The 15,617-nt window shown below is 41.1% G+C and carries 10 protein-coding genes; 9 read left to right on the forward strand and 1 reads right to left on the reverse strand.

The window, feature by feature from the left end:
- Nucleotides 1–7: 7 nt before the first annotated feature.
- The 8 genes from WDA22_05465 (at nucleotide 8) to WDA22_05500 (ending at nucleotide 13,270) form a co-directional block, all read left to right on the forward strand.
- Nucleotides 8–991: an ADP-ribosylglycohydrolase family protein gene (locus WDA22_05465; protein ID MFA5832911.1), complete on the forward strand. Its 984-nt coding sequence runs from the start codon at nucleotides 8–10 to the stop codon at nucleotides 989–991.
- A gap of 13 nt (nucleotides 992–1,004) precedes the next feature.
- A complete protein-coding gene (locus tag WDA22_05470) occupies nucleotides 1,005–2,204 on the forward strand; it encodes an aldolase/citrate lyase family protein (GenBank protein MFA5832912.1) in 1,200 nt (399 codons plus the stop codon).
- A gap of 7 nt (nucleotides 2,205–2,211) precedes the next feature.
- On the forward strand, nucleotides 2,212–3,783 hold the full coding sequence (locus WDA22_05475; GenBank protein MFA5832913.1) for a citrate lyase subunit alpha: 1,572 nt from the start codon (nucleotides 2,212–2,214) through the stop codon (nucleotides 3,781–3,783).
- Nucleotides 3,784–3,971: 188 nt separating this feature from the next.
- Entirely contained in the window at nucleotides 3,972–6,629 is a 2,658-nt protein-coding gene (locus WDA22_05480; protein MFA5832914.1) for a beta-L-arabinofuranosidase domain-containing protein, read from the forward strand.
- 175 nt (nucleotides 6,630–6,804) lie between these two features.
- Complete coding sequence (locus WDA22_05485) at nucleotides 6,805–7,299, forward strand: 3'-5' exonuclease (protein ID MFA5832915.1); 495 nt, start codon at nucleotides 6,805–6,807, stop codon at nucleotides 7,297–7,299.
- Between the two features lie 316 nt (nucleotides 7,300–7,615).
- Nucleotides 7,616–8,770 carry a hypothetical protein gene (locus WDA22_05490; GenBank protein MFA5832916.1) on the forward strand — a complete coding sequence of 385 codons (1,155 nt, stop codon included), beginning with the start codon at nucleotides 7,616–7,618 and terminating at the stop codon, nucleotides 8,768–8,770.
- A 173-nt stretch (nucleotides 8,771–8,943) separates the two neighbouring features.
- The gene (locus WDA22_05495; protein MFA5832917.1) at nucleotides 8,944–10,173 is read left to right on the forward strand and encodes a PP2C family protein-serine/threonine phosphatase; all 1,230 of its coding nucleotides are present in this window, start codon (nucleotides 8,944–8,946) and stop codon (nucleotides 10,171–10,173) included.
- A gap of 436 nt (nucleotides 10,174–10,609) precedes the next feature.
- On the forward strand, nucleotides 10,610–13,270 hold the full coding sequence (locus WDA22_05500; GenBank protein MFA5832918.1) for a DUF5916 domain-containing protein: 2,661 nt from the start codon (nucleotides 10,610–10,612) through the stop codon (nucleotides 13,268–13,270).
- Between the two features lie 83 nt (nucleotides 13,271–13,353).
- Here WDA22_05500 and WDA22_05505 read toward each other — a convergent pair whose 3' ends face one another.
- The gene (locus tag WDA22_05505; GenBank protein MFA5832919.1) at nucleotides 13,354–15,231 is read right to left on the reverse strand and encodes an ATP-binding cassette domain-containing protein; all 1,878 of its coding nucleotides are present in this window, start codon (nucleotides 15,229–15,231) and stop codon (nucleotides 13,354–13,356) included.
- 190 nt (nucleotides 15,232–15,421) lie between these two features.
- Between WDA22_05505 and WDA22_05510 the strand changes: the two genes are divergently transcribed.
- Nucleotides 15,422–15,589, forward strand: coding sequence for a hypothetical protein (locus tag WDA22_05510; GenBank protein ID MFA5832920.1), 168 nt, complete (start codon nucleotides 15,422–15,424; stop codon nucleotides 15,587–15,589).
- Nucleotides 15,590–15,617: the final 28 nt, after the last annotated feature.

The following is a 15,617-nucleotide window of genomic DNA, read 5'->3' on the forward strand; positions in this document are numbered from 1 at the left end:
GAACTGTATGTTGACAAAAGATGAACTCTTAAAAAATAAACCATTGTTACAGGATCGAGCGCGTGCATGTCTTGTGGGACACGCTATCGGTGATTCGTTTGGAGATATTGCACGATCACCAGATTATCACTTGCAGTATGGTATTACGATGGATTTTTCCGAAAAGCCGGCACCTGGTACCGATGATACGGAGTTTGCATTATTGACTGCACAAATGTTGATTAAAGCCAAAGGGAATCTGACTGATGCCGATGTGTTGGAAGGATGGAAAACGCATGTGCTTCCGTTGTCAGAATTAAAACGGGGAGGGGCAAGCGAAAGGGAAGCCGCTGCAAATATTCGTCGCGGAGTGTTACCGCCGCTTTCCGGAATCTATAATTCACATTATATGAGCGATGGAGCTGCTATGCGGGTGACTCCCATTGGAATCGCTTGTGCCGGTGATCCAGAACGAGCGACCTACATTGCGGATATTGATGCACGAATCAGTCATTCCAGAGATGGATTATGGAGTGCGCAGGCAGTTGCGGCTTCTGTCGCCGTTGCAATGGCTGGTGCATCGGTGGATGAAATATTTCAGACCGCCATTGATGTCACTCCAAAAGATTCCTGGATGAGATTTACATTTACAAAAGTGTGGGAAATTATTGAAGAGAAAAAAACGCTAGAGGATTCGTGGAAACCTCTGCATGATGCTTTATGGACAGAATACAAATCGGTGTCGCCGGAAGCAGTTGCTTCTGCGTTAGCAATAGTTAAATTAACAAATGGGGATTTCAAACGGGGAATTATCTACAGTGGAAATTTCGGCAGGGATGCCGATACCATTTCTGCCATTGTTGGTGCAATCAGCGGTGCAATGAACGGAATGAGTAAAATTCCTCCCTCGTGGGTCGACAAAGTTCGTATGACGACAGGTGTTTGTCTCCCGTTCACGAAAGGAATGGATCTCTTTGATGTTGCTTCACAATTATCTGATTTGAATACGTAGCGTGGTGCGGACGATGAAAACTCAAAAACAAAAAATAGGAACCGCCGGAAGAAAAGGCGATAATGTTCGTTCGGATTGCCATGTTCAAGTGACGATCATGAACAGCGGAGGCATAACGATCGATCTCAAAAGTAAAGTTGAAACACTCTATGGAAAATCGATTCGTGCGCTCATTATTGAAACTCTTACGCAATTGGAAGTAAAGCATGCAGCGCTCATTGTAGAAGATCAAGGTGCTGTTCCATTTGTTATTGCTGCGAGAGTCGAAGCGGCGGTGAAACGAGCTGATCCTGAAATTCTCAAAGAAGCCTCTATCGGAATCGTGAAGTACTCTAACACCGCTGAGCGAGACAGTATGCGCCGGACCCGTCTCTATCTTCCAGGCAACGAACCGCATTTTTTCCTCAACGCGAGCTTGCATAAGCCTGATTGTATCATTTTAGATCTGGAAGATAGTGTTTCACCCAACGAAAAGGATGCGGCCCGGATATTAGTTCGACATGCTTTTCAAAATGTGAATTTTGAAAATGCTGAACGATCGGTCAGAATTAATTCTTTACCGGCAGGACTTGAAGATCTGAAGCAAATAATTTGTCACAATGTGCAGACTATTCTCATTCCAAAATGTGAATCTGCAGCACAAGTGGCAGAAGTTGATAGTGCAATTCATCATATTTTAAAAGAACAAAAAAAGAAGAGAAATATTTTCCTTATTCCAATTATTGAAAGTGCGCTGGGTGTTGTCCGTGCATTCGAAATAGCATCAGCAAGTGAATCAGTCTGTGGATTAGCCATTGGATTGGAAGACTACACTGCTGATATTGGTGTTGAACGAACAAAAGTCGGAACGGAATCTCTCTTTGCACGCAGCACAGTGATCAACGCTGCAAAAGCGGCAGGTATTCAAGCCCTAGACTCAGTCTTTTCCGATGTTACGGATGAGACAGGTTTACGGCAGAGTGTTTTGGAGGCAAAGGCAATCGGTTTTGAAGGGAAAGGATGTATCCATCCGAGACAAATTAATATTATTCACAAAGTGTTTGCACCAACGGAAAAGGAGATCGAGTATGCTCGTCGTGTTGTTGAGGCGTTTAATACGGCAAAGAAAAATGGTTCCGGCGTTGTTGCGTTAGGATCAAAGATGATTGATGCTCCCGTGGTAAAAAGGGCTCAGCGTATTTTATCATTGAGTAAAAATAATTTTGGTGAATAAAACAGTTATGGCAAAAGAATCGAAATTCCCATTCGTCAAAAATGCAGCAGGTCGATCTGTTCCGACACGTGTTAATGGAAAACAGACAATTCCATTTCAAGGTATCAGTAAATACCATCCTGAACGAGCGATGTCTGCACCGCCAATACGAAGTTGCGCTGACTATCCTTCTGATGGAAATAAACTTGTAAAAAATCTTAAAGATGCATTAAAGAAATGTGGGTTGAAGAATGGAATGACAATATCAACACACCACCATTTGCGGAACGGTGATGAATTAACAAACACACTGTTCGATACGATAAAGGCGATGGGAATAAAGAATATTCGGTGGTTTCCCAGTGCATCATTTTCATGCCATGAATATTTGATAAAGTATTTAAAAGATGGGACAATCCATCATATTGAGGGAAGCATGAACGGACCGTTGGGTCGCTACGCATCAGAAGGGAAAATGAATGGGACTGGCGTGTTGCGATCTCATGGGGGAAGATATAAAGCAATTCAGGATGGTGATGTACATATTGACATAGCCGTAATTGCTGCTCCATGTGCCGATTCTTTTGGCAATGCGAATGGCGTGAATGGTAAATCTGCTTGCGGCCCTCTTGGATTTGCATTGGGTGATTCCGAGTATGCCGATAGGGTGATTGTCGTTACTGATACATTAGTGGATTTCCCTTGTATTCCTTGGCATATTCAAGGTAACAATATTGATTTTGTTGTGCAGGTTGATTCTCTCGGTGATCCGTCAAAAATTGTTTCAGGAACAACTCAAGTAACAAAAAGCCCGGATAGAATTCTTATTGCGGAATATATTGCACAATTTGTTGAAGAAACAGGAATCATGCAAAAGGGATTTTCGTTCCAAGCAGGCGCCGGTGGAATTAATCTTGCCTTTCTGCTATTGATGAAAGAACGAATGAAAGCCAAAGGGGTGAAGGCAAGATTCATTAGAGGAGGCAGCACTCAATATCTTTCACAAATGCTGGAAGAGGGTTTGACAGATTATATCTTGGACGGACAAGCGTTTGATATCGAAGGTGTCCGTTCGTTACGTGATAATCCAAACCATGTCAGCACAAGTCCTTTTACAAGTTATAATTTTCATGGGAAAGGGAATTTTGCGTCAATGCTCGATGCAGTTGTGCTTGGGGCTACAGAAGTCGATCTCAATTTTAACGCAAATGTTGTTACGCATTCCGATGGATATTTACTGCACGGTATCGGCGGATGGCAAGATTGTCTGTTCGGGAAATGTGTTATTCTGGCAATACCTTCATTTCGAGACCGCGTTCCGATTATTGTAGATCGGGTGACAACTTTATGTGGCCCGGGTGAAATGATTGACGTGGTTGTTACCGAACGAGGAATTGCAATAAACCCTTTGCGCATCGATTTAATAAAGAAATTGACAAACAGCAGATTACCCATCCGATCGCTTAAAGATATTCAGAGCGAAGTAAATACAATCTGCGGAGGGAAACCCGAACATCCGAAATTTTCTTCAGAAAATGTTGCCGCGGTCGTCAATTGGGTTGATGGAACAGTACTGGATACTATTTTCACAGTAAAGTAAAACATTCCAGCGTTTATTTGGAAATGTTCCACAAACAAACGTTCGATCAACATCGGTGATTTTCAGCGTATGGTTGATGAAACGTATGAGACTATTGCGTTTTTACAATATACTCGAAAAAGTTTTTCCTGAAATAGGTTAAAAAAATTCATTACTTCTTTCGTACATCTTACCTCTCTTACACTCCTATGAAGATATCTTTTGATAAAAAAACTGTCGGACTATTTTTCTTCCTTAGCGTCCTCATTGGAAGCGTATTACGCATTTATGCTCAAACGATTGATTTACCCAAAACATGGAAATTTAGAATAGGGGACAATCCGGAATGGGCGAATTCAACATTTAATGATTCTCTTTGGGATACGAAAAATGTCCAAACCAGCTGGGCTGCAAAAGATATCAAAGAGAATGTCTATTCCTGGTATCGAACAAGAATCATCATTCCCTCGAGCATGAAAAGTGCTATTGAAAAGGGAAATGGGCTAAAACTTTGCCTTGGAAAGATTGACGATGTCGATTTTACCTATTTTAATGGAAAACTTATCGGACAAATGGGCTCATTACCTCCAACATATGTTACAAAGTGGGATGTTCAACGAGTCTATCTTATTTCTTCAAATGATATTCAATACGACAAAGAAAATGTAATTGCCGTCAGAGTATTCAGTCCCGATATTGGCGGAATCGGAATGTATGAAGGTCCATATACGTATAGCGCAGTCCAGTGGGATGATTTTGTTTCGATATCATATGCTATTGCTGAAACGTCAAATAATGCATTCTCCGCGACCGTTTCATTTTCCCATAAAGGAAACAAACCATATCACGGTACGATAGAATATCGTATCAAGAGTAAATCTAAACCAGAGCTCCACAAAGAGTCCAAAGAAATTCACCTGATTCCCGGTTCTGACACTGTTGTAATGTTTTCTGAATTTCACCCAGGCAAAGAAGATTTCCTGACGCTTGAATATCGGTTTACGGAAAGCGAAAGCAAGATTGCAGTAAAAAAAGAGCAACGCTATTTAGCAAATAAGCAGATTGATATCGCAACCGGTGTTGAGCCAAAACCGATTATCCAAAATAAAATTACCGATGCATACTCTTCTGTCCAGTTCAACAATCAGAAAATGAACGGTTACATTCAAAAACGGCTGATACAAAATCTTGAAGAACGGCTGTTGAAAGTTGATGAAAAAGGAATGATCGATTCGTATCTGCAACGTCCGGGAAATCATCCGTGGGTTGGAGAACATATTGGAAAGTATCTAGAGACGGCATCGAACGTTTGGAAATATACCCATGATACTCGATTGAAGAAGCAGATGGATCGATTGATGTTCACACTCATAAACACTCAATTGGATGATGGATATTTGGGAACATACAGTCCAAGTGATTATTGGACAAGTTGGGATGTATGGTCTCATAAGTATAATCTATATGGTTTACTTGGTTATTACACTGCAACGGGATATCAACCTGCGCTTGAATCCTGCAAAAGAATCGGCGATTTGTTATGTAAAACATTTGGCAATTTGCCGGGACAACGGGACATTATTGAAGCGGGCACACATATTGGGATGGCCGCAACAAGTGTGTTAGATCCTATGGTAGAATTGTACCGGTACACCGGAGAAAAAAAATATTTGGATTTCTGCTATTACATTATTGGTGCCTATGAACAAAAAAACGGCCCGAAAGTGATCAGTGCAATCATGGAAACCGGACAGGTAAATAAAGTGGCAAACGGGAAGGCATACGAAATGCTTTCAAATTATGTTGGATTAGTGAATCTTTATAAAGTGACTGGGGATGTAAAATTTTTGACGCCGGCACTTCGTGCATGGGAGGATGTAGTAACGAAGAGGCTTTATATAACAGGAACAACCAGTTCAATGGAATATTTTCAAGATGATTTTGTGCTGCCTGGCGGGGATAAAAATCATATCGGTGAAGGCTGTGTTACAGTAACGTGGATTCAGCTTAATCGGATGCTTTTCGAAGTGACCGGAGATCTCCGATATGCTGAACAGATTGAAAAATCTATTTATAATCATTTATTGGGAGCAGAGAACCCGAAGAACGGTTGCGTGAGTTATTATACTCCCTTAATGGATAAGAAGCCGTTTATCGGACATATCAGCTGCTGCACATCGAGCGTGCCTCGCGGTATTGCCATGATCCCTTATTTTACATTTGGGAAAATAAATGAAATACCGACATTGTTGATGTATGAACCGGCGACGTATAAAGAAACAATAACTTCCACGGATAAAAAACAAATTATTCTATCCGCACAGGTTTCAGGAAGTTTTCCTGAAAACGGAGAGATAACAGTATCAGTAAATGTTTCGAAATCTGCTGCTTTTCCCATTGCATTACGAGTCCCTTCGTGGTGTTCATCGTTCAGTGCAAAAGTTGGGGGAAAGGAATTTAAGGGGACTCCCAATCATTTTCTAACGATTGCTCGTACATGGAAATCAAAAGACAAGATACGAATATCTTTCGATATGCCGGTTCAAACAATTTCCGGAGGAAAAAGTTATCCCAATCATATCGCTTTCCAAAGGGGACCGCAGGTATTAGCGTATGATAAATCATTAATCACTGATCTGTTTAAGGATACAGCATCGCAATATTTTCTTAAAAATAAATTTGAATTTTTTTCTAAAGTCAATGTCCTTCCGAAGGAGTGGATTGGAACGCAATCGTATTCTATTCCGATAAAAGTTGGAGAAACAGATTCAACGATGAACGAATTACTTTTAGTTCCGTTTGCTGATGCGAGTCAAACCGGAGGTGACGTCCAAGTGTGGTTGCCATTGAATGCAATTAGTAAATAGGTTCTATTGAGTATAACAGTTTGTACCTGTTGAAGTTGTTCCAAAGTATGGGAATACATTTTTATGAATTGTGAAAATACCATGCAGAAATCAATAAACAAACACGGGAAGGAATTTTAATGTATCTTTAGACAAGAGTGATTCTCTACGCTGTAATACTATTTTACACACCAGAATGAACTTCCTCGCTATCGATTTCGAAACAGCTAACCGATATTCCAACAGTGCATGTTCCGTAGGGTTAGTACAAGTGCTCCATGGAAATATTGCTCCGAAAAAAACCTTTCTCATTAAACCGCCATACGAACATTTTGAGTTTTCACACATTCATGGTATTTCCTGGGATGATGTCAAAAAGAAAGGGACATTTAAAGATATTTGGAAAAAAGTACTCCCTTTTTTTGAAGGAATTGATTTTGTTGTTGCCCATAATGCTCCGTTTGATAAGAGAGTGCTTCAGTCATGCTGCTCCACTTATGGTATTGCACCTCCGGAAATTGAATTTCGGTGTACTGTCCGGTTATCTCGATCAGTCTTAAAAATTCGGCCTGCAAATCTTTCAAATGTCTGCAGACAATTATTTATTCCACTGAACCATCACGAAGCGGGATCCGACGCAGAAGCATGCGCTCGGATAATGTTGGAAGTGTTGAAAAGAATTGAACGATGAAATGATTGGTTTACTCAATTGCTCAAATTGTTATAGAATCAGACAATTCAGTCTTTTAAACATATTTGGAAATGTGTCTGAGGACAATATGTCAAAAAATTATGACGTCGTCTGTTTGACAATATCGTTAGATTGGCTATATTCTCAACACATTTAAATATAACGCAATATGAATTTCAACCTTTCTTAGTTTTTCCCCAAATGACATTAAAGCATCGATTTGTTACAAACAGACTGATGACCTATGAATTTCATTTCGTTACAAATTTGTTTTAATTCTTAATTCACTCGTTATTTTTCTTTTTCGGAGGTTTCTATGATCATAAAAAAATATCTCACAATGGTATTCATTGTTGTTGCGGCGAGCGCAATGTTGTTTTTAACGAGTTGCGATACAGCTGATACAGTAAGCGCCAGCGGTGGAACTGATTTATTAACTGCATCATCAACATCTGTTTCTGTATTAGTAGGTTCTGGTAAATCCGTGACTATTTCAGGCGGGAAAATGCCATATTCTGTTAAATCGAATTCCGATACCACAAAAGTTGGAGCAACAATTTCTGGTTCAGTACTTACGCTTTCCGGCCGCGCTGCTGGATCAGCTACAATAGTAGTAAAAGACAGCGCTGGCACAGCGACGGTGAGTTTGTCTGTAACAGTTGCTACAATGATTGCATCGCCAAATACAGTTTCTGTAGTGAAAGGTTCAAACACTTCTGTGACCATTAGCGGAGGAACGTCCCCTTATTCGATACAAACAGCGCCGGATGCAGCAGTTGCAACAGCATCCATCAGTGGATCGACAGTGACGATAAATGGCGTCGCAGCAGGTTCAACCTCAGTTACGGTAAAAGATAATTCAGCTTCAGCCAAAACTGTTATTATACCAATCACAGTGACTGCAACAGGTGGAAGCGGTGGCGGTGGTGGATTTACGACTGCTGGATCAGTTTCATTTTCTTCCAATGTCTCTAATTTTTCCGCGAATGGAATTTACGATTCTGTTGCTACCACCGGAAGCGGTGCTGGTGGTTTTAGTTCTAACTCTTCAGGGCAATACAGTTTAGTGATATTTGGTTATAAGTATAATTCATCAACGAGTGTTGATCTCACAATGCTCATCTTTTTTGATAGTGCTCCGATTGGCACAGGAACATACGTTTATCCGCCGACGACCTCTAAATTTGTTTCAATTCTCTTTATGCCTGGAGTGAATCCGAATTCAGAAACGTCAAGCGCCTACCAACTTACAACATCGGCTACCGCGAGTATTTCTGCTATTACAGCAAGCAATGCAACCGGTACGTTCAGCGGAAATGGTACATTTATGTCTAATGGAGTTGTTGATCCTTCGAAGACAATTTCCGTGACCGGAGGGACTTTCAATGTTCCAGTCATCGCTGGAGATGGACCTGGAAAGACTGACAGCAGAATAGAAGCACTTGTTAAAGATGTAATAAGAAAACTCTAGCTGCTATTGGTTGTAATAGCACCAATCTTTATAGAATCCCGTCAGTTCTTGTTTGACGGGATTCTTATTGTACGGCTTGTATTGACGTGTTAAGAAAGAAAAAATGGGGATGAAGGGATTGAAGATTTCTTTCGTATATTGTTATCAAATTTATCATATAAAGAATCGTATCCATGAATCAACGTTCGCTCTATAAGACAATCGAAAGCTTCGACAGCAAAAAGTTTGCTTCCACGGAAGAAATGCTCGCCCATATACTGCATCAAATCGTCTCCAATGACAGGATTGAAATCAAAGGGGGACGAGTATGGAAACTTGATTCGACGAAGTACAGTTATGAGGTTATTGCACAACATGGCGAAGTAGAAAAGATCAAGGCAAACTTTTCATTGAAGGTTGATGAATACAAAATGTTTAAGCAGCTTGCATTGCATCGTACCATTGTTGCAAAGGAAACGAATGAATATTTGCGCAGTAAGGGAATTCTTAAATATTCTGCTACGGGTATCGGCGAAGTTGTGACAATAAAAGGGGTCGAACTCTATCCATATATTTTATCATTTAATACAGACGTTCAGCATGAACATGTTGCTCCCACGCTGAATATTATCAGTCTTGCCGTTACTTCAATGGTAAAAAACAGAAGGATGGAGCGAAGTACGTCTCAGTTGCAAAAAGATTTAGATAAAGCAAGGGAGATTCAAAAAAGTATTCTGCCTGCCCATGAATTACAATTCCACAATTATGAAATGTTCGGTATCTCCATTGCCGATAGAATTGTAGGCGGTGATTTTTTTGATTATATCATGAGTGCAGAGAAAGACCGTGTCGGTATTGTTATCGGGGATGCGGCTAGTAAAGGAATATCAGCAGCCGTCCAAGCGTTGTATGTCTCCGGCGCACTTCGCATGGGTGCAAGTTATCAGACCAAGATTAGCAATCTCATCCATAATATTAATGAGCTTGTCCATCATACCTTTTCGGACGACCGATTCCTTACGTTATTTTATGCTGAATTGTCCAATGACCTAAAAGGATTATGTGTATACGTTAATGCCGGGCACAGCAGTCCCATCATTTTTCGAGCGGCAACACGCACAACAGAATATCTTGAAGCAACCGGTAATATTGTTGGACCTTTTCCTCATCAATTATACCGAAGTGAAGGCATTATGCTTGCTAAGGGAGACATCATGTTATTGTATACCGATGGTGTTTCTGAAGCAATGGACAATCTTGGCATTCAATATACAGAAAAACGCCTCGCCCAAAAACTCAATGAACTCCGAAACGAAAAAGCACAGAACATCGCCCGATTGATTGTTGAAGATGTTCAAATCCATAATGCAAAGAGTAAATATTCTGACGATAAGACTATTGTGGTTGTAAAACGGGTGAAATAATCTTTTCCTACCACAGAGACTCAGCGGCACAGAGAATAAAAATAATAAAGTGTGTTGGATGATGTCTCACATCATGTAATGATCACTATAATTTTACCGCAGAGAACGTACAGAATTATTGTCGGGACGGTCTCCAGACCGTCCTTTTTTCTTATCCGCGTAAATCCGTGTCATTTGTGTCATCCGTGTTCTATTTTGCTAATTTTACCTCAGACACTTCGCTTTGCTCAGTGTGACAATACATCAGACATTCGGAGTTCTAACGTGCCGTTGTGTTCAAGATAACAACGGATTTATCTTCCAATTCTCGGTTTAACAATCCTCAATAAAATTCAAGAATGAAGACATTCTTGTCTATTGTAGTAAACCAAATCATTCCAATGGCGTAATAGATCTCTTATAGTTACTCCACCTATCATTGATCAAAGGAGATCGTATGCAGCAAAACAGCCGTGGAATTATTTTGGTAGTTCTTCTCGTCGTTACTTCATTTCTTTCTGCATCAACTATTACTGCTGTTAAAACAAGTGAACAGATTAAAGTCGATGGTAATCTTACCGAAAACACATGGCAAAGATCTGGATTCACCGATTTTAAGCAGCGTGAACCGGATCAAGGAGCACCGAGCAGCGAAAAAGGTGAAGTGTGGGTTGCGTATGATGATGAGGCATTATATATAGCTGCAAAATTATATGATAACAATGCAGATTCTGTTGTTGCACGATTAGTGAGAAGGGATTTTGTCTATGGTGATCCTTCGGACGGTTTTCTTGTCTACGTGGATCCTTATCATGATAAAATGACCGGAAACCTTTTTTACGTTTCTGCAGCAGGAACAAAAGCCGATGGACTTGTTGAAAATGATGGACGGTTTGAACTTTCCTGGGATGCGGTATGGGAAGGAGTTTCAAAGTTGCATTCCGATGGTTACGTTGTTGAAATGAAAATACCGTTTTCTCAATTGAGATTTAAAGTTGGTGATGAGCAAGTGTGGGGAATAAATTTTGAACGGTATATTGGCAGAAAAAATGAGACTGATATGATGGTGTATACGCCGCGAAATGAGAATGGATTTGTTTCCCGCTTTCCAGATCTCGTTGGTCTTAAAGGAATTTCTCCTTCATCAAGACTTGAAATACTCCCGTACGTTACTGGTAAAGCAGAATATATTGGAAATAATCGGAACGATCCTTTCAATCCCGGCGAGCGATATCTTCCCGGAGGTGGACTCGATATGAAAGTGGGTCTTGGATCGAGTCTGACTTTGGACGGAACGATCAATCCTGATTTTGGACAAGTAGAAGTCGATCCTGCTGTTGTGAATCTTTCCGATGTGGAGACTTCGTTTCAAGAGAAGCGACCATTCTTTACGGAAGGGGTGAGCATTTTCCGTTTTGGGCAAGGAGGAACGAACAACAACTGGTCATTCAATTGGAATAACCCGACGATCTTTTACAGCCGCAGAATCGGCAGGAATCCGCAGCGGCCTCAATTTAGTCTGCCGTATTATGATTATGCTGATGTGCCGAATGGGACTAAAATTCTTGGCGCAGGTAAAATATCAGGTCGAATAGGTGATGACTGGAAGATTGGGATGATTCATTCGCTCACCAATAGAGAAATGACAACGATCGACTCCGCGGGTGTCCGTACAAAACAGGAAATGGAACCACAATCGTATTATGGTGTTTTACGCGCTCAACGGGATTTTGACCGAGGACAGCAGGGGATTGGATTGCTCACTACCTACACAAACAGAATGTTTGAGAATCCGATTTTAGAAGACTATATCAATAGTAATGCAATAGTTTCTGCGGTGGATGGATGGACATTTTTTGATGATGAACGAACCTATGTGTTAACCGGCTGGGCAGGACTTTCTTCGGTGCAAGGGAATAAAAATAAAATGATTGCCTTGCAGAGAAGTTCAGGACATTATTTCCAACGGCCGGATGTTACGCATATTTCCGTTGACAGTACACTGACTTCAATGACAGGATATGCAGGAAGATTGATGTTGAACAAGAATCGCGGCAAATGGACGTTGAATGCAGCGGTGGGAGTGATCAATCCTTATTTTGAATCGAACGATCTCGGATTCATGTCATTCGCCGATATCATTAATACGCACGTGGTAACAGGATATCGGTGGAGCGATCCTACTGAATACTACCGCTTTGCCGGATTCGATGTGGCAACATTCCTGAACTACGACTTTGGCGGTAACAAGACTGCAGAGGGATTCTGGTTCGGTGGGTACACTACTCTGCTCAATTATTACGGCGGACAATTCCGTATGCAATACAATCCAGAAACATTCAGCGCACGTCGAACCCGCGGCGGACCTCTCATGGTGAACCCTTCATCACAATCATTCAGCGTGAATCTTTATAGTGATAACAGAAATTGGTGGATCTTGTATGCGGGAGGCGGAATGTCCAGTGGCGGTGTTGATGAAAATACAAACGCGTATATTGAAGCAGAATTAAAATTAACACCAACATTCACATTATCATTAGGACCGGACATCTCATTCGATAAGAGCAAGGCACAGTATATTCGATCGACAGTGGATGCAAATGCAACGGCAACATATGGACGAAGATATGTGTTCGCAGATTTGGAACAGACAACGGTGGGGGCAACGATTCGAATGAACTGGATCTTAAATCCTGAATTGAGTTTCCAGATTTATGCCCAGCCTTATTTCAATTCCGGTTCGTACAACAATTTTAAGGAATTGCAGAAGGCGAAGTCATTCGACTTCCTAACGTACGGCACAAGTGGATCTTCGATTACACCTCAGACCACTCCAACTGGTGAAGTATTTGGTTATTCTCTCGATCCGGATGGAACTGGAGCAGCATCTCCAATCAGTATCGGTAAACCGGATTTCAATTATCGTTCGTTGCGCGGGAATGCCGTGTTGCGGTGGGAATATTCTCCCGGTTCAGCTCTCTTTTTAGTTTGGACACAGAGCAGGGAGGATGTAGAATCTGCAGGAGATTTTCAATTTGGCCGATCAGTGGATCGTATTGTGAATGTGAAACCGGATAATATTTTTATGTTGAAGTTAAGCTATTGGTTGGGAATGTAAATGACCTATGTGTCCTATGTATCTATGTGGTTTGCTTTATAAAAACTTGAACCACATAGAGACATAGTGCACGTAGAAAAACATTAGCCATTTTTCAATTTTTCCAATTCATTCCATCGAGCATACAACCGTTCTACATTTTCTTTCCAGGTGTTAAGATCCTTCGTGAGTTCCTCGACTTTGTCTCCATGTTTTTGATAAAAATCATCGGCAGCAAACAGTGCTTCAATTCGATGAACAGCCTCTTCCGCTTTCAAGATATCCTGTTCGATTGTTTCAAGTTCTTTCGCTTCTTTCCATTTCAATTTTTTCGGTTCCGGTTTTGCTGTCGCCTCAAGTTTCTTTTGTTTTTCTATTTCAACTTCCGCAGCAAGCCGCGCAGTTCGTTTTTCAATGTAATAATCGTAATTCCCTTCGCTGAAGTGCACTTTTCCGTCCCCTTCAAATGCCAGAATGCCATTGCAGACACGGTTAAGGAAATACCGATCATGACTGACAGCGATGACGCAGCCGTCAAAATCAACCAACGCTTCCTCTAACACTCGAAGTGTCGGAAGATCAAGATCGTTTGTCGGTTCGTCAAGAATAAGGAAATTACCACCGTTCTTTAAGATCTTAGCCAGAAGCAATCTGCTCCGTTCGCCGCCGGAGAGTTTGCCGACCTTGGTGTTGATACGGTCATCGGCAAAATTGAAACGACGCAAATACGTCCACACGGTCGTCTTGTTCTCTCCGAACATGATCCAGTCATTTCCTTCACCGATTTCTTTTAACACAGTATTTTCATCATTAAGATCAATCCGTGATTGATCGATGTAATTAATCATTGTTCGTTCACCAACTTCTACCGTACCTTCGGTCGGTTGGAGTTCGTTCAGGATGAGCTTTAGCAACGTTGTTTTCCCAAGCCCGTTTCGTCCTATAATGCCGAGTTTCCGTTTTTTGTCGAACAACAGATCGACATGCGAAAATAATTTACGGTCACCTAACTCCATTCCAACATGCTTCAGGTTTAATACAGTGTTTCCAAGACCGGAAGGAGGGGGAATAAGGAGTTGCACTTCTTTTTCGGCCTGATATCCTTCTTTATCCGCAATCTCAAAATAGTTTTTCAATCTGCTTTTTGACTTTGTTGTTCGTGCTTTCGGGCCTCTCCGCACCCATTCCAATTCGCGCCGAAGAAAATTATTTTTCTTTTTTTCTTCAGTTTCCAATTGAGCTTGGCGTTCAGCTTTGTCAATAAGATAATCTGTATAATTTCCGGCATGAGGGTAACATAGTCCATTGGAAAGTTCCACAATTCTATTGGCGATAGAATCTAGAAAATACCGGTCATGCGTTACAAAAAGACAAGCACCGTCGTAATCTTCCAAAAACTCTTCCATCCACTCAATGGACTGAGTATCGAGATGGTTTGTCGGTTCGTCGAGAATCAGTAAATCAGGACGGGAGATGATGGCACGACATAATGCCACACGCCGTTTTTCACCTCCGGAAAGTGTAGTAATATCTCTCTCTTTATCCGGTACATTCAACGAATGCATCGCTGCTTCAACTCTGTTTTCAAGATTCCATCCGTCCAGCAGATGGATATGTTCTTCTAAGATATGCCGCCGTTCTGAATCGTAAGGGAGTGATTCGTATTCCCGAAGGATATCAATCACATCATGGGCACCATCCATAATGTTTTCGAAAACAGATTTCGACTCATCTAATGTAAAATCTTGTGAGAGATATCCTGTAATCAATTCGCGTTTACGGGAGAATGTTCCGGAATCTGGCTGAATAAGGCCGGCAATTATTTTGATCAGAGTCGATTTTCCCGATCCGTTCGTGCCGATCAGTCCAATACGATCTGTTTGATGAATATTTAGCGACGCCTCTTTTAAAACGATCTGTTCACCGAATCGGATAGAGATATCTTGTGCAGAGATGAGAACAGGACTGATTTGCTTGGCCATGATTAAACTATTGTTAGTAGGACAATCACTCTTGATTGTCTGTAATGTTTGACATACGAGAACTCACTAAAATACAAAATATTCTTCCCCTATCAGAGCAATATTTGCAAGAATAGTTCATTGCAGTCCGACTGGAAAACCGTTACATTGATGCGTTGTTCAAACTATAATTCAATAATAGAATAAGATCATGGCAAAATCCCGCGAAGAAACTCCACTCCAAATAAAATGTCCTAACTGCAAACAAACCCGCGAACCGGATGTTAATGAAACCACACGGCGGTATGTCTGCTCGGTCTGCAACGAACCGGTGGATGTTCAAGTGATCATTGAAAAGAAAAAGAGAGGAATAAAATAACTTCGCATAGTTATGAAGTTTTCATGAA

Source organism: Bacteroidota bacterium, assembly GCA_041658205.1.
Lineage (GTDB): Bacteria > Bacteroidota > Ignavibacteria > UBA10030 > UBA8401 > UBA8401.